Source organism: Mycobacterium sp. ST-F2 (assembly GCF_001905655.1).
In the GTDB taxonomy this organism is placed as follows: Bacteria; Actinomycetota; Actinomycetes; order Mycobacteriales; family Mycobacteriaceae; genus Mycobacterium.
Genome location: NZ_JMHT01000042.1, coordinates 33114 through 49072, shown reverse-complemented (window position 1 = coordinate 49072; position 15959 = coordinate 33114). Strand labels below are relative to the sequence as shown.

The 15959-nt window shown below is 63.1% G+C and carries 6 protein-coding genes; 3 read left to right on the top strand and 3 right to left on the bottom strand.

Going from position 1 to position 15959, the window contains the following annotated elements; translation table 11 throughout:
• Nucleotides 1-82: 82 nt before the first annotated feature.
• From EB75_RS16385 to EB75_RS16375, 3 genes are all read right to left on the bottom strand, one after another.
• A complete protein-coding gene (locus EB75_RS16385; protein WP_073696416.1) occupies nucleotides 83-1300 on the bottom strand; it encodes a type II toxin-antitoxin system HipA family toxin in 1218 nt (405 codons plus the stop codon).
• Entirely contained in the window at nucleotides 1297-2985 is a 1689-nt protein-coding gene (locus EB75_RS16380) for a DUF262 domain-containing protein (protein ID WP_073696415.1), read from the bottom strand. Before EB75_RS16380 ends, EB75_RS16385 begins: the two co-directional genes overlap by 4 nt.
• Before the next feature lie 113 nt (nucleotides 2986-3098).
• Nucleotides 3099-3710: a type IV toxin-antitoxin system AbiEi family antitoxin domain-containing protein gene (locus EB75_RS16375; protein ID WP_073696414.1), complete on the bottom strand. Its 612-nt coding sequence runs from the start codon at nucleotides 3708-3710 to the stop codon at nucleotides 3099-3101.
• Nucleotides 3711-3855: 145 nt separating this feature from the next.
• Here EB75_RS16375 and EB75_RS16370 point away from each other — a divergent pair, with 145 nt between their 5' ends.
• Genes EB75_RS16370 through EB75_RS16360 form a run of 3 tightly spaced genes read left to right on the top strand, consistent with a single transcriptional unit; the run spans nucleotide 3856 to nucleotide 15955 of the window.
• A complete protein-coding gene (locus EB75_RS16370) occupies nucleotides 3856-8991 on the top strand; it encodes a DEAD/DEAH box helicase (RefSeq protein WP_073696413.1) in 5136 nt (1711 codons plus the stop codon).
• Entirely contained in the window at nucleotides 8988-11855 is a 2868-nt protein-coding gene (locus EB75_RS16365) for a DUF8741 domain-containing protein (RefSeq protein WP_073696412.1), read from the top strand. Before EB75_RS16370 ends, EB75_RS16365 begins: the two co-directional genes overlap by 4 nt.
• Nucleotides 11852-15955, top strand: a complete 4104-nt coding sequence (locus tag EB75_RS16360; RefSeq protein ID WP_073696411.1) for an Eco57I restriction-modification methylase domain-containing protein — start codon at nucleotides 11852-11854, stop codon at nucleotides 15953-15955. Before EB75_RS16365 ends, EB75_RS16360 begins: the two co-directional genes overlap by 4 nt.
• The last annotated feature ends 4 nt before the right edge of the window (nucleotides 15956-15959 follow it).

Sequence of the window (15959 nt, the reverse complement as noted above, 5' to 3'; positions counted from 1 at the left end):
ATGGACGCGCAGGTCGTTCGGCATCGCGCATGACGTATGGTCCCAACATGGTCCCAGCCTTCGAAGGGGCCACATGGATTGCTCATGACGACGCCAGGCGCGCTATCACTGCCGAACGCCGGCCTTCGATCCAGTGATCGACAAACGTGGGAAAGATCGGCCGCGCGTCAGGCCATGCCGTCTGGAATCTCGCAACCGTTTCATCGACGACATCAAGAACATCGGTTGCGCCGAGACTTAGCTTGTCTTGAAATTGCCGGAACGTAGTGCGGCTAATCCGGTCCATCACCTTCGTGCCGCCGAAGCTCAATCCGAAATCATCTGGTTCGTGTGGGCTCGCATACGGGGAGGTCGATACCAGATCGTAGGCAGGGCTCAGAGTCGGAACACGCCCATCGAGGTATATCAAAGACCAGTTCTTCAGATGTGCATCACCGTTACCGATCAGCACGTTGAATGTCAGGCGCCGAACGAACTCTCGCAAACTGTCAAGATCACGGTTTCTGTAGATCAGCGCCCCGACCGTCTCGAAACTCCCCGTGTACTTCGCGTTGTCGTAAAAGCCCCGTACCTGAGCGAGGTCTTCAATGTGAACGCGCTCCCCGTCACGAGTTCGATCGAAGCGAGCTATCGCGAACGCTAGCTTCTCAGGACTTGGCCACGCGCGTGCTGGTAACACCGGTAACTCGTCACGGTGAACGAGCGCAACCTCGGGAACGTCGATGCCGACAGCGCGCGCCAAGGTCATCGTGGCGAACTCGTTAGTGGGGACATCCGCGTAGCGAGCGTCCGGCAGCTTCACGATCCAGTCACCGAGCTCATCAGAGGCCGGGATGGTCAGCCGTTCATTCTGCTTCAGAAGCGAGAATTTGAGACCAACCCCCGCCAGGGAGAATTTCCATCGAGCGTTTCGACCGACCTCTGGCGTTGCTGACCGGTGAGGCTCCTTGAGCAGGTCCGGATCAAACACGGCATCGGAGGCAACGACTTCTACAGCCCCCGGGAGGTCTCGGCCGATTCTCAATAGCAACTGAAGTTCACGGTCAGCTGACACGCCCTGATCGCGTGCAATCCAGTCGCGCAGCGTCCCTTCCGGGAGCAAATTCGAGAACCACGGCGGAAGCCGTAATGCAGCTTTCGGGGAACGACGGGGGTCGTCCTCGAACCAAAGTCCCAATACGTGCCGATTCGGATCGTCCCAATAGCCGGGTTCAAAGATGAACCGAGCTACGTCCCCGCGCTGGAGGATCGAACCAATTCGATTGCCCTTAAGCAGAACAGCATGGACCGCCTCGATCAACCGGAATCACCATCAACCATAACCACGTCATCTATCAGTCCATCTGAGACATCATCATCAAAATCGAATTCCGACAACGGAGGAGTGATTTCAAACCCGGCGCCGGTCCTGTCGTCTAAAAACGACCGCAGGTAGCCCGCAAGAATTTCGGTCCGACGACTGATGAATGACACGTGATCGCCGTTGTTGATCGCATCGAGCATCTGATCATCGAGAAGCAGACTCTCCAGTTTGTGTGGCGTATCCAAGCTTCCGACAAAGACATCTCGGTCGACAGTTGCGATCACCCGGTTCGCGGCGCTGGATGCTTCAGAGTCGAGAGATCTTCGGGGGAAGATTTCCAACGCCACCGCCGACGGAGAACTTTCGCCGGACAGGTAGGGTGCGAGGTCTCCGATGGTCAACGTCTCACCAGTGGCCGGATCAATCGGACCTCGTGCCCATAGTGCGGCCAGTATGACCTTGCCTGAAGAATGGTTAGTACGAAACTTATTTAAGGCAGGCGTCGGCACCGGTTCACTTGGGTTTGTCGCAGCCAACAGCCGCTGCACAGATCCACTTTCATCGCCGGCTGCAACTAGGCCCGCAAGTGTTCGTATGTCGCCTGTCGAACCCGTGTAGCCGAGTCGCGGTGCTGCAGCAGTGGAACGCCAGAACCATCGACTCAGCAGCTCAAGGTTACGCGCGGTCGGCGACTCAAATAGCCCGAAGAACCGAGTGAGAACGAGTAGATGAAACCGGAACGGCACGAAAGTAAAGTGCGGAATTCCCGCTCTGTCCTGCAAAAATCTAATGACACGTTCGAGCGCAGCCTCAGTCCTCTCATAGGCGTCCGACTTCGATTCATGACCGAACGGAGAAACGGCTGCTCGCTCCGCACTGAACTCCATATGCGCGTCGCGCGTTACATCCGGGTGGCGCCGAACCAGAATAGCTTGATACACAATTTGCTCATCTAGACGGCCGAAGTCGGTTGCTTGGTCCAATCTGTCGGCGATTGCGCCAACCGTCAGCGGCTGCCCGTCCGCTGACTCGGTTGAACCGTGGATCGCATCAAAGATCTCTGACCCTCGAAGCCGCTTACCCGCGGAGTTGATCCGGTCGAACACTACTCGCAAGACGCTTTCGTCGGCTTGCTGAATGACCGATGCCGAAACTTCGACATCGCGCAGTAGCCCCGTCACCCGCTGTATTTCGGCTGCGTACTCGGCCGCATCGGGGTTCTTCTGCAGCCAGGCGAACGCCCTACTTAGATCGAACAGATCTGCTAGTGGGATTCCTAAAGACCCCTTCAGATCTCTCGGCGAGACAAACTTCCGCTCGTTAAGGGAGTAGGCAATACGAAATCGCTCGTCCTGGTCACCGGCGACGGGATCTACCGCGTTGACCAGGCTGGTGATTCGCTGCTGCCCGTCGACCACCCAAAGCGCATCAGCCACCGCGGGGGCATCGATAGCGAGAGCGCCAACTTTGAGGTGCGCCGCAGGGGCGGGACGCTTCCATAACAACAGACTCCCGAACGGGTAGCCGCGGAGAATGCTGTCGAACAAGGCAAGAACGTCATCAGCCGCCCACCGAAAGGAACGCTGAAACTCGGGAACTCGGATGCGGCCTTCACCGACGAGCTGTACCAGCTCCTGGATTTTAAGTTGATCATTCCGAGACCTCGTGGTCTGGTCGGACACTACGCCTCCGCATCACTGTCTTCGGGCAGGTTCGCACACTGGAGAGGTAGGCATGACCATGCAAACGCGGCCTTAGCCAGCACCATAGCGACCAGAGCCGACAGAATCGACTATCAACACTGGGAACAGGTCGGCCCAATGGTGTACCCATCGAGCGCGGCACGGAGCTCAGCCGCGGGCGAACGACGAAGTGTGCCCTCCGCTTCGGCCCGCTCGATCGCTGTCCGAAGCTGATAGGGATCAGTCTCCGTGTCCAGGCAGTCTTTGATGGTGCGCGCAACCGTTGTCACGGGTATGGCGTCGACCGACGTGATGTCGGCTTTCCGGAGGCCGCGACGGTGAAGCCGGTACAGCGCACCCCCTGCCGCGCGTGGATGGTTGTCGCGCGGGACCGTGAGGTGAATGCGCGAAGGGTTCACGTCAGCAAGGCCGTGAAGCGCCAGGGCCGATTCATGCGAGATCGCGCCCCGTCCCAACGTCCACGCCACGGCAGCTGCGAGATCGTCGTATTCACCACGCGGCAAGACTGGCACCCGGTAGACACCGCGACCGGCACGCTCAAGACGTCCGCGTGCCGTCAGAATACGAAGCTGCACGGGGTCCACACCAATATCCCGAGCGTCACGAGTCGTCACGTAGCCGTGCCGCTCGGCAGCAAATTCAACAAGCTGATCCCAGATTGCCATGTGCGCAATCGTATCAACTAGATACGTTTCGGCACACAAACCAAAGACTTACCACACATGACTAGCGAAGGATCGATGCTCGCACAAACTGGCCAACCGGCAGCGTGACAATCCCCCGCACTGTCGGCCCCGCAAAGTAAGGTCAGCTTCGTTTGGTGCTTGACGTCTAGGAAAGGGGCGCCGTATGGACGCGTTCGGTGTCCTGCACGAGGTGTTGGGCGATTACGAGAACTTCGTCAAGGGCTTCCTGGAGATCAAGGACGGCCAAATCCGCAGCAAGGTCGAAAAGGAGATCGCCGACGGCCTGCTCTGGCCGGAACCCTGGCTCGCCCTGAATCCGGCGTTCGAGTCCGGCGGTACGGTCAGCGAACTGGCTGGGAAGGGTGTTCTCGACCCCGAGTCGTCCAACATCTTCCGTGACCCGGCCGGCAACGAGATCGCCTTCCACCGCCATCAGACCGACGCCTTCGAGATCGCCAACCGCCGCGAGTCCTACGTGCTGACCACCGGAACCGGGTCGGGCAAGTCCATGTCCTACATCGTTCCGATCGTCGATCGGGTGCTGTGCGAGGGCTCCGGCAAAGGCGTGCGGGCCATCATCGTCTATCCGATGAACGCCCTGGCCAACAGCCAGCGCAATGAGCTGGAGAAGTTCCTGGGCAAGACGAACCCCAAAGTCAGCTTCGCCCGGTACACCGGCCAGGAGAACAGGGAAGAGCGTGAGAAGACGCTTGCTTCTCCCCCGGACATCCTGCTGACCAACTACGTCATGTTGGAACTGATGCTCACCCGCCCGAAGGAGCGCAAGAACCTCATCAGCAGCGCGGCGAACCTGTCATTTCTGGTTCTCGACGAGCTACACACCTACCGCGGCCGCCAGGGCGCCGACGTAGCGATGCTGGTCCGCCGACTGCGCAGCGCCGTCACATCGAACGACATCCAGTGCATCGGCACCAGTGCGACACTCGCCGGCCCGGGCACCAAAGCCGAGCAGCGCCAGCAAGTCGCCGAGTTGGCAACCAGAATCTTCGGTGTCCCGATCCCGGCCGCCAACATTGTCGGGGAAACCCTCCGCCGCGCGACCACCGGCGACACAGACCCCGCCGCGCTCACGGCCCGCCTGGCCGAATCGGCGCCGACGGACTGGCAAGCACTGCAGTGCGACCCCCTGGCCGTCTGGACCGAACACCATTTCGGCCTGCACACCGACGACGAGGGCAAGCTCGCACGACGCCCACCGTCAAAGCTCAAAGACGCGGCCAAGAAACTGCACACCGAAACAGGGGTAGACCAAACTGCCTGCGAGCAGAAGTTGCAGGAGTTGCTGCTTGCAGGTTCCCGCGCGCGCGATCCGCAGGGCCGCGCGCTGTTCGCGTTCAAGCTGCATCAGTTCATCGGTAAAGGCGACACCGTCTACACCACGCTGGAGCCCCCCGAGAAGCGATACCTCACCACGCAGTATCAGCGCAGCGCGCCCAACCGCCCATTGGGTCAACCCCTGTTCCCACTGGCGTTCTGCCGCGAGTGCGGTCAGGAGTTCCTGGTCGTGAACCTGGAGCGCGGCGGTGAGAACTTCAGCCCCCGTATCCCCAACTCCGATTTGGTCGAGCACCCCGACGCTGAAGGCCTGTTGTTCCTGACCAAGGAGCCGTGGCCGGACCCGAGTGATCCGGCCCTGCTCGATCTGGTGCCGGAGGATTGGGTGGTATCCAACGGGTCGGGCCAGGTGCTGGACAAAGCCCGGGTTCCCAAGTTGCCCAACTCATTACGTGTCGACGAGTTCGGCACCATCACCGACGACGGGATGCCGGTGGCGTTCTTCGAGCGCCTCGAATTTTGCCCATCCTGCAAGACCAGTTACGAAAGTACCCGCCAGTCGCAATTCTCCCGGGTGGCCAGCCTCGGCACCGAGGGCCGCGCCAGTGCCGTGACGGTGCTGTCCCAATCTGTCGTGCGGACTCTGCGCACTGAAGACGATCTCGATGACGAAGCGCAAAAGTTCTTGGCGTTCAGTGACAATCGCCAGGACGCGAGCCTGCAGGCCGGTCACTTCAACGACTTTGTGTTGGTCGGGATGATTCGCTCCGCTCTCTTCCGCGCGGCCGCCGACCACGAGGAGCGCGAGGGCGAACCCCTTACCGATGAGAACCTTGGACCCGAAGTCGTCAAAGCCCTCAGCGGCAAGGGGTTGAAATTTTTCGCCCGCGACGAGGAAACCGCCGACGAACCCATCCCCCGTAAGAAGATCACCCGGGCGCTGCGCGATGTCGTGACCTACCGATTGTGGGCCGACCTCAAGCGCGGCTGGCGCATCACCATGCCCAACCTGGAGCAGACCGGGCAGCTACGCCTGGCCTACGAGGGGGTGGACGAGCTTGCCGCCAACGACGACAAATGGGCAAGCTGCGGAGAACCCTTGGCAGGCGCTGGCACCGAGACACGACGCGAGGTGATGCATGTCCTCCTCGACGAACTGCGCCGAAACCTGTGCATCGACACCGAGTTCCTCACCGACGAGAAGTTCGACGCCGTCCGCAGGGCCAGCCGGGAATGGCTGAAAGACCCGTGGGCCATCTCTGATGAAGCCGGGACATACAGCGGTCTGGCCTACCCTGGCGGCCGTCCCAAGAACGTGGCTGGGATCGGAGCGGATCTGCACCTGTCTGGCTTGGGTGCGTTCGGGCGCTGGCTGCGCCGTCCCAATCGTTTCCCCGTGTTTCAGCATGCGCTGAAGACCGCCGACGCCCAGGTGATCATCGAGCACCTGATGGAGGTCATGGCGAAGGCAGGCATTCTGGTGCGCATCGCCGTGCCCAAGCGGCCAACCGGCTACCAGCTGCGCGCTGATCTCATCGCCTGGGTTCCCGGCGACGGTAAGCACCGGGCGCCGGACCCCATCCGCAGCAATCAGACCGAAGGCCGCGTCAACCCGTACTTCAAATCCCTCTATGCCGAGACCGCCAAATCACTCCTCGACTTGGAGGCCCGTGAACACACCGCGCAGGTCGAGCCGTCGAAACGCCAGAAGCGCGAAGAAGAATTCGGCGACGCCCGGCTTCCGGTGCTGTACTGCTCCCCCACGATGGAACTCGGCGTCGACATCAAGAGTCTCAATGTGGTTGGCATGCGCAATGTTCCGCCCACCCCGGCCAACTATGCACAGCGTTCCGGACGAGCCGGCCGGTCCGGTCAGCCGGCCATCGCCCTGACCTACTGCGCCACCGGCAACGCGCACGACGCCTACTACTTCCGGCGCAGTCAGGACATGGTCGCCGGAGCGGTCGCACCGCCGCGGCTGGAGCTTGGCAACCAGGATCTGGTACGCGCCCACGCCCACTCGATCTGGCTGGTGAAATGCGGCCTGGACCTCAAAGCCAGCATGGTCGACCTGTTGGAGATCGACCAACCGGGACAACCGATGCGCGCCGAGGTGCTCGCGACCATCGAATCGAAATCCAGCCGCGCCGAGGCGATCACCGCCATCACCGCGGTGTTGGAGGCCGCCACCGAGGTCACCAGCGCCCCGTGGTGGACCGAAACCTGGGTCACCGACACGGTCGACAAGGCGACGGCCCGGTTCAATAACGCCGCCGCGCGCTGGCGGGGCCTGTACAACGAAGCCCAGAACGAGCTCGACCAGGCGAACCAGACCCTGAAGACCATCGGCGCGTCGGAAGCCTCCAAACAGCGTGCGCGGGGGCGTATTTCGGAGGCACGTGCCGCTCTCGACCTGCTCAAGGGCCAGGTCGACGACGTGCTGCAGGGCGACTTCTACACCTATCGCTATTTCGCGTCGGAAGGCTTCCTGCCCGGCTACTCCTTCCCGCGACTCCCGCTGTCGGCGTTCATTCCGGCCGAACGCCGTACCCGCAGTGGCGGGGAGGGAGATTTCATCCAGCGCCCACGGTTCATGGCGATCAGCGAGTTCGGGCCCGGTGCGTTCATCTACCACGAAGGCGCACGGTATGAGGTCAACCGGGTCAGCCTGCCCGCCCGCGAAGACGGCACCGGCGTGCACATCAGCGAAATCAAACGCTGCGGCGCCTGCGGGTACCTGCACGAATCCACCGAGCCGGACCTCTGCCAGCACTGCGGCAGCCCATTCGGTATCGAGAGCACCATGGGCAACCTGATGCGGTTGCTGTCGGTCAAGACCCGCCGCCGTGACCGCATCAGCGCCGATGAAGAGGAACGCCAGCGCGCCGGGCACGAGATCGTGACGACCATTCGCTTTGTGCCGCACGGGGTTCGGGCCGGACAACTCACCAGCACCATCACCGAGGACGGGCACGACCTGGGCACCATGACCTACGGCGACACCGCGCTGATTCGCCGGATGAATGTTGGCCTGCGCCGCCGCAAGGACAAGGATGTCCGTGGCTACGTGCTGGACACCGTCGAAGGCCGCTGGTGCAAGGAATCCGACCTGGCCAAGAACGTGCACGGTGAGGCACCGCGGTATCAGCGGGTGATCCCGTATGTGGAGGACCACCGCAACGCGCTGCTGCTGCACCTGGACCCATCGATCGGCACCGACCAGCGGATGGCCGCGATGTATGCCCTCAAGCGCGGAATCGAAGCCGTCTACCAGTTGGAGGGCTCCGAACTCGCGGTCGAGGCCCTGCCTTCCAACACCGGAGACGACGCCTGGTCGCGGCTGTTGTTCTTCGAAGCCGCCGAAGGTGGTGCTGGCGTGTTGCGGCGCCTGGCAACAGAGGATGGACAACTCACGCAGGTGGCACGAAAAGCATTGGAAATTATGCACTTCGACCCCGACACCGGTGAAGACGTCAAACATGCCCCACACGCGACCGAAGACTGCGCACAAGCGTGCTACGACTGCCTGCTGTCCTACAGCAACCAGTGGGACCACCAGCACCTGGACCGACACTGCGTCCTGGATCTGCTCAAACGGCTCGCCGCGTCGAGCGTCGCCGTCGGCGCCGGCGGCGAAGCCCCGGACACTCAACTCGAGCGCCTGCAGGAGGCCTGCGACAGCGAACTGGAGAAAAAGTTCCTGACATTGCTTGTGCAGCACGGCTACCGACTGCCCGACGACGCCCAACAGATCGTTACGGGCTTCTATGTCCGGCCCGATTTCGCCTACCACGTCGATGGTATGGACGTCGCCATCTTTGTCGACGGCCCCCACCATGACGCAGCCCATCAGCAGGAGAAGGACGAACAGGCACGCATGAAGCTCGAAGACGAGGCCGGCTGGCTGGTGCTGCGATTCCCCTACCAGGACGCCGACACCGGCTGGCTCAACACGATCGCCGAACATAGCGGCGTCTTCGGCGAAGCCAAGGCCAGCGCATGACGACTCTCGACTACCCGGCCGGCAGCCTGGTCAACGCCCGCGGCCGGGACTGGCTGGTGCTGCCCGGCTCCCCCGACGGCACGCTGCTGGTGCGCCCCCTCGGCGGCCACGAGCACGAAACCACCGTCCTGCTGCCGGACATCGATGACTTCGCCGCCGCCACCTTCGAACCGCCCACCGTCGATGACCGTGGCGACGCCAGCCGGGCCCGCCTGTTACGCGATGCGCTCAGGCTCTCCTTCAGTGCCAGCGGCGGCCCGTTCCGGTCGTTTGCGCGCCTGGCCGTGACACCGCGCAACTACCAGCTGGTTCCGCTGATGATGTCCGCCAACCAGGACGTCACCCGGCTGTTGATCGCTGACGGCGTCGGCATCGGCAAGACGGTCGAGGCCGGACTGATCGCCGCCGAGCTGCTGGCCACCGGCGAAACCCAGCGCCTGGCAGTACTGTGCTCCCCCCAGCTGGCCCCGCAATGGCAAAGCGAGCTGCGGCACAAGTTCGGCATCGACGCCCAACTGCTGCTGCCGTCCACGGTCAACCGGCTGATGCGCAGCGTCCCGTTCGGCTCCAACCTCTACCAGCATCACCCCCATCTGGTGATCTCCACCGACTTCATCAAACAGAAAACCCGGCGCGACGAGTTCGCCTTGCACTGCCCGGAATTGGTGATCGTCGACGAAGCCCACACCTGCGTGGCGGCGGCGGGGGTCGGCACATCAAGCCAGGCCCACCTGCGCTACGCCCTGCTGCGCAAACTTGCCGACAACAAGGATCGGCACCTGGTGCTGCTGACCGCGACGCCGCACAGCGGCGATGACACAGCCTGGCAGTCGCTGATCGGACTGCTCGACGACGGGCTTGGCGACCTACCCGCCGACTTGTCCGGGCGCGACCGCGAAGACGACCGCAAGCTGCTCGCCAAGTACATGATCCAGCGCCAGCGCGCCGACATCCGCGAATACCTCAACGAGGACACCCCGTTCCCGGACCGCGAAACCACCGAAACCGCCTACAAACTCACCGCCGGATACCGCCAACTGTTTGACGACGTGATGGACTACGTCCGCGAACAGGTCACCGACCCCAAGCTCAGCGCCGTGCGCCAACGGGTCCGCTGGTGGTCGGCGATCGCGCTGCTGCGCTGCCTAGCATCCAGCCCGGCCGCGGCCGAGCAGACGATGCTCAACCGCTCCGCGGTTGCCGCCGCCGACGACCAGAACGAGGTGGACACCTATGCCGAACCGCGCGTGCTCGACACCGACCTCGACGACACGCTGGAAGCCGAGGACGTCACCGTCGGCGCCGACACCGGCGAGGGCGACGACACCGACACCAAGGCACGAAAGCGGCTCCGCGAGTTGGGGGCACAAGCGGCGGCCCTGAAGGGTCCGCGCTCCGACGCGAAGCTGAAACGCCTCATCCCGCTGTTGAAGGAACTGCTCGACCAGGGCTACCACCCCATCGTCTTCTGCCGCTACATCCCTACCGCCGACTACCTCGCCGAGCATCTGGGATCGGCTCTATCGAAGGTCAAGGACCTCAAGATCGACGCCGTGACCGGGACGCTGCCACCCGAGGAGCGTGAAGCCCGCGTAGAGACCCTCAGCGCCCACGGCGGCCCCCGCCTGCTTATCGCGACCGACTGTCTGTCGGAGGGGATCAACCTGCAGGACGGCTTCACCGCAGTTGTGCACTACGACCTGGCGTGGAACCCGACGCGGCACGAGCAACGTGAAGGCCGCGTCGACCGGTTCGGCCAGCAGGCCCCCACGGTGCGCACGGTGACCTACTACGGCGAGGACAACGGCATCGACGGCCTGGTGCTGGAGGTCCTCATCCGCCGCCACGAGAACATCAAGCGCAGCATCGGTGTCGCGGTGCCGATTCCTGTCGATTCCACCACCGTGATGAAGGCGATCTGGGAGTCGCTGCTGTTGCGCGGCAAGGAAGCCGAACAGCTCACCCTGGACTTCGGCGCGGCCACCTCCAAGTCGCTGGCCGATCAGGTCGAGGTCGCATGGACCAACGCCGCCGAACGGGAGAAAGTCTCGCGTTCGCGGTTCCGCCAAGCCGGCCTCAAACCCGACACCGTCGAACAGGCTCTGACTGAGGTGCGACGCGCTCTGGGCGGGCCAGCTGACGTTGAAACCTTCACCCGCACCGCGCTGTCTCTCTTGGGGGCTCCAGTCAGCGACACCGGCGACGGGTTCACCGCCGTGATCGACACCCTGCCCGCCGCGGTGCGCGACCAGCTCCCACCGGCAAAGCGTGGTCGGTTGCACTTCCACCGCTCACTGCCGGTACCGACCGGGCACAGCGTGCTGACCCGAACCGACACCACGGTGGATGCCCTGTCGCGCTACGTCCTCGACGCCGCGCTTGACTCCCGGCTCGACCCGGCAGCCCGGCCCGCGCGCCGCGCCGGGGTGATGCGGACCCGCGACGTCGACAAGGTGACGACGCTGCTAATGGTGCGCCACCGGCTGGAGATCACCATCTCAGGCTCGGCCACCACCGTCACCCAGGTCGCCGAGGAAGCCAAGTTCCTGGCGTTCACCGCGACCGGGGAAACCCTCACCTGGTTGCCGCAGGCCGACGTCGACACGCTCTTGACACTGAAACCGTCGGGAAACGTGGATGATTCGCTGGCCCGAATGCAATTGGGTCGCGCACTGGGCCGCCTGGACGCACTTACCGAGCACCTCACCATGACCGGTAGAGACGCGGCGAAGGATTTGGTGTCCGAACATCAGGCGGTACGCAGCGCCTCCAAGGCCGGCGGCCGCGCACCGACGGTGCGGTTCCTGCCCCCCGCCGATGTCCTCGGCATCTACGTTTTCCTGCCGGAAGCGGGTGCCCGATGACCGCGCTGAATGTCTTTAAAGCCGTCCGCACGGTCGGCACCGCGCTGCCCGCAGAGGCGATCCCGCGGGCCAACGAACTGCGGATGCCCGGTCAGACCGCCGAGGCCTATCAGCTGTCGCCGGGGATGGCGGTCAACGGTGCCATCGCCCGCGCCTGGGAGGCGATGCTCGCCGCACACCGCGCCTGGCGCACCGCCCTGGAGCGACTACCGGAGGGGGATGCCGCCACTAAACTCACCCGGGACAAGTGGCTACTGCCGCTGATGTACGAACTTGGATGGGGCCGCCCCGATGTCGTCAGCGGCGGGCTGCCCGTGCCGCCTGGCCTCGGCGAGACCGAGGCTCCGCACTTCCCGATCTCGCATCGCATAGCCTGGCCGGACGCCGCGAACGCCACCGCCTGGGTGCCGCTGCACCTGATCGGTGCCGGCGTCGACCTGGACACCAAGACCACTGGCGTGACCGCCCGGGCGCCGCAGGCCATGGTGCAGGACTATCTCAACCGGGAAGACCACGCACTGTGGGCCGTCGTCTCCAACGGCCATCTGCTGCGGCTGCTGCGCGACGCCTCCAGCCTCACCCGGCAGTCCTTTGTCGAGTTCGACCTCGACGCGATCTTCACCGACCAGCTCTACGCCGACTTCCGCATTCTGTTCCTGAGCGTCCACGCCAGCCGGTTCGCGCCCCGCCTCGATGACAAGGCGGCCAAAGCCGCTGCCGACAACGAGGATTCCGGGGGGGACACCGAGGTTGAGCAGGCCGAACCCAAACTCGACAACTGCTGGCTGGAACGCTGGCGCACCACCGCCATCGACGACGGTGCCCGCGCGCTGCTGAACTTGCAGCACGGCGTCGCGGCCGCGTTGCAGGAACTGGGAACCGGGTTCGTCGCGCACCCCGCCAACACCGCGCTGCGGGAGACGCTGGCCGCGGCCAGCGATGCCGACCGCGACCTGCAACGTGCCCTGCTGCGCATCGCGTACCGGCTGATCGTGCTGTTCGTGGTCGAGGACCGCGATCTTCTGCACCGCTCCGATGTCCCCGAAGCCGCCCGCACCCTGTATGCGGATTACTTCTCCACGGCCCGGTTGCGTCGGTTGGCGGCTGCGCCGATCGGCGGTTGGCACACCGATCTGTGGGAGGCGCATCAGATCGTCACCGACGCGCTCGCCGGTGACGGGCTACCCACCCTGGGACTGAGTGGCCTTGGCGCCAGCCTGTATTCGCGCGACGCGCTGAGCATCCTCTACGGCGCCAAGCTACCCAACCGAGCACTACTGGCCGCGGTGCGCGCGCTGGCCCAGATCGACGACCCCGTCACAGGGCTGCCGCGCCCGGTCGACTACCGCAACCTCGACAGCGAAGAACTCGGCGGAATGTACGAGGGCTTGCTGGCCTACACACCGCGCTACCACGCCGACGAGCGAGCGTTCACCCTCGACGTCGCCACCGGCAACGACCGCAAGAAGTCCGGCTCCTACTACACCCCCTCGGACCTGATCGCGCTGGTGCTCGACGAGGCACTCGACCCGCTGATCGACGAAGCCTTCCGCGAAGCAAATCCCGAACAGGCGCTCCTAGAACTCACAGTCGTCGATCCCGCCTGTGGCAGTGGACATTTCGCTGTCGCCGCAGCCCGGCGGATCGCCAGTGCGCTGGCCACTGTCCGGACCGGGGAAACCGAGCCCACCCCTGGTGCGCTGCGGGCGGCCACCGCCGACGTCATCGAACGTTGCGTCTACGGTGTGGACCTAAACGACCTGGCCATCGAGATCACCAAGGTGGCGTTGTGGCTGGAGGCCTTCGACGCCGACCGGCCGTTCCCGTTCCTCGACGCGCACTTCCGTGTTGGCAACGCTCTGCTGGGCACCACCCCGGAGTTGTTGCGGCACAACATTCCTGACGAGGCCTTCAAAGTGTTGGGCGACGATGACAGCGAGTGGACTTCGCTGCTCAAGAAACGCAACAAGAAGGAACGCGAAACCGACGAGAATCAGCTGTCCCTCAGCTTCGGACCCGAAACCCTCAACGTCGAAACCAGCCAGTTCACCAAAGCTGCCCACGAGGCCGACACCGGTACCGTCGCCACGGTTGCAGCGCTCCGGGCGCGCGCCGACGCCTGGCGACGACTGGAAGCCGACCCCGACCTTATCGCCGCCAAACTAGTGGCCGACGCCTGGTGCGCAGCCTTCGTGCAACCCAAGACCGGGTCGACCACGTCGGGCCAGGGCATCACTCACGCCACCGTGCGCGCGCTGTCCGAAACCCCGGAATCAGTGCCCGACACCATCATCAACCAGGTCAATTCCCTGGCCCGCCAGTACCGGTTCTTCCACTGGCACTTGGAATTTCCTGGCATCTTCACTGTCCCCGACGATGGCAGCGCCGACGCCGGTACCGGATGGACGGGCGGATTCTCGTGCGTCGTCGGTAACCCACCGTGGGAATCACTTCAACTGGAGGACAAACAATTCTTTGGCAACCTTGGGCGAACCGACATAGAAAAAGCCGCGAACGCTGATGCGCGCAAAAAGATGATCGCGAAGCTCGCGGACAATGATCCAGAACTGTATCAGCTCTACAACAGCGCTCGCCGTCAGTCAGATGCAACCACTCATCTGGTACGCGCTGGTCGGTACCCGCTCACTGCACAGGGAAAGATCAACACCTACAGTATCTTTGCCGAAACGATGCGCACAGTCGTGAGCCCCGACGGGATAGCAGGAGTGATCACTCCGACCGGCCTTGCTACCGACAGCAACACGGCATCATTCTTCGCAGACACATTGAGCAGTCACCGCCTGTATGCTTTTTATGATTTCGAGAACGAAGCCAAAGTCTTTCGAGATGTACATCACGCCTACCGATTTGCCGTCACAGCGATAACTGGAGTTCAGCGCAAGGTTCAACGTACCAAGTTTGCATTCCTCAGCCGCCACCTCTCCGATGTACCCGACAAGCGATTTCAGCTGGCAGCCAAGGAAGTTCTGACGCTGAACCCGAATACCGGGACACTGCCGATGTTCCGCAGCCGCAAGGACGCGGATATCACGCTTGGAATCTACTCCCGCCATCCCGTGCTCATCCGCGAGGGTGACCCCGACGGCAACCCGTGGGGCCTCTCGTTCAGCCAAGGGCTCTTCAACATGTCGTCGGACTCTGAACTCTTTCATTCAGCGGATGATCTTGCCGGCGCGACATTCGACGGTTGGGCTTACAGGCGCGGCGGGACGAACTACGTTCCTTTGTACGAGGGAAAACTACTGTGGCACTTCGACCATCGGTTCTCGACCTACAGGGGTGCAACGGCAGCTCAGTTAAGGATGCAAACACTGCCGCGGATCACTGACAACGAACACGACGATCCAGATCTTGAGTCACTCGCACGATACTGGGTTGCTTCAAAAGAACTTGCGGACAAAGTAGACGGCAGGTGGGAAGCCGAATGGCTTCTCGGTTGGCGCGATATTACGGGCATGGAGAAGGTGCGCACATTCGTTCCGGCGGTATTACCTTTATCCGCTGTAGGGCACGTCTTCCCACTCGTGTTCCCGAAGGATGCGTCCCGTGCTCCATACCTTCACGGGCTCTGGTCAAGCATCGTATTCGACTACATTTCACGCCAGAAGCTGAGTGGTACACATATGACCTACTCTGTCATCCACCAGCTCGCTACGCCCGCACCAGGCGCATTCGGAGAGCCTGCACCATGGCAACCACATGACTCACTCGGCGAATGGCTGATTCCGTACGTGCTTGAGTTGTCGTGTACGTCGACGCGGTTGCAGCCTTATGCCAAAGACCTTGGTGACAACGGAGCGCCCTTCCGCTGGCAACCCCCGCGCAGAGCACAACTTCGCGCCGATCTCGATGCCTGCTTCTTGCACGTTTACGGTCTCAGTCGTGACGAGGCCGAACACGTACTCGATTCGTTTCCCATCGTCCGCAAATACGACGAGCGCGACTTCGGTGAATTCCGCACGAAACGCCTTGTCCTTGAGGCCTACGACCGCATGGCCGAGGCCATCGCCAACGGCGGCAAGGGCTGGAAGCCGCTCGCCTATCCACCCGCCGGCCACGGCCCCCGTCACCCCGGATAGACAA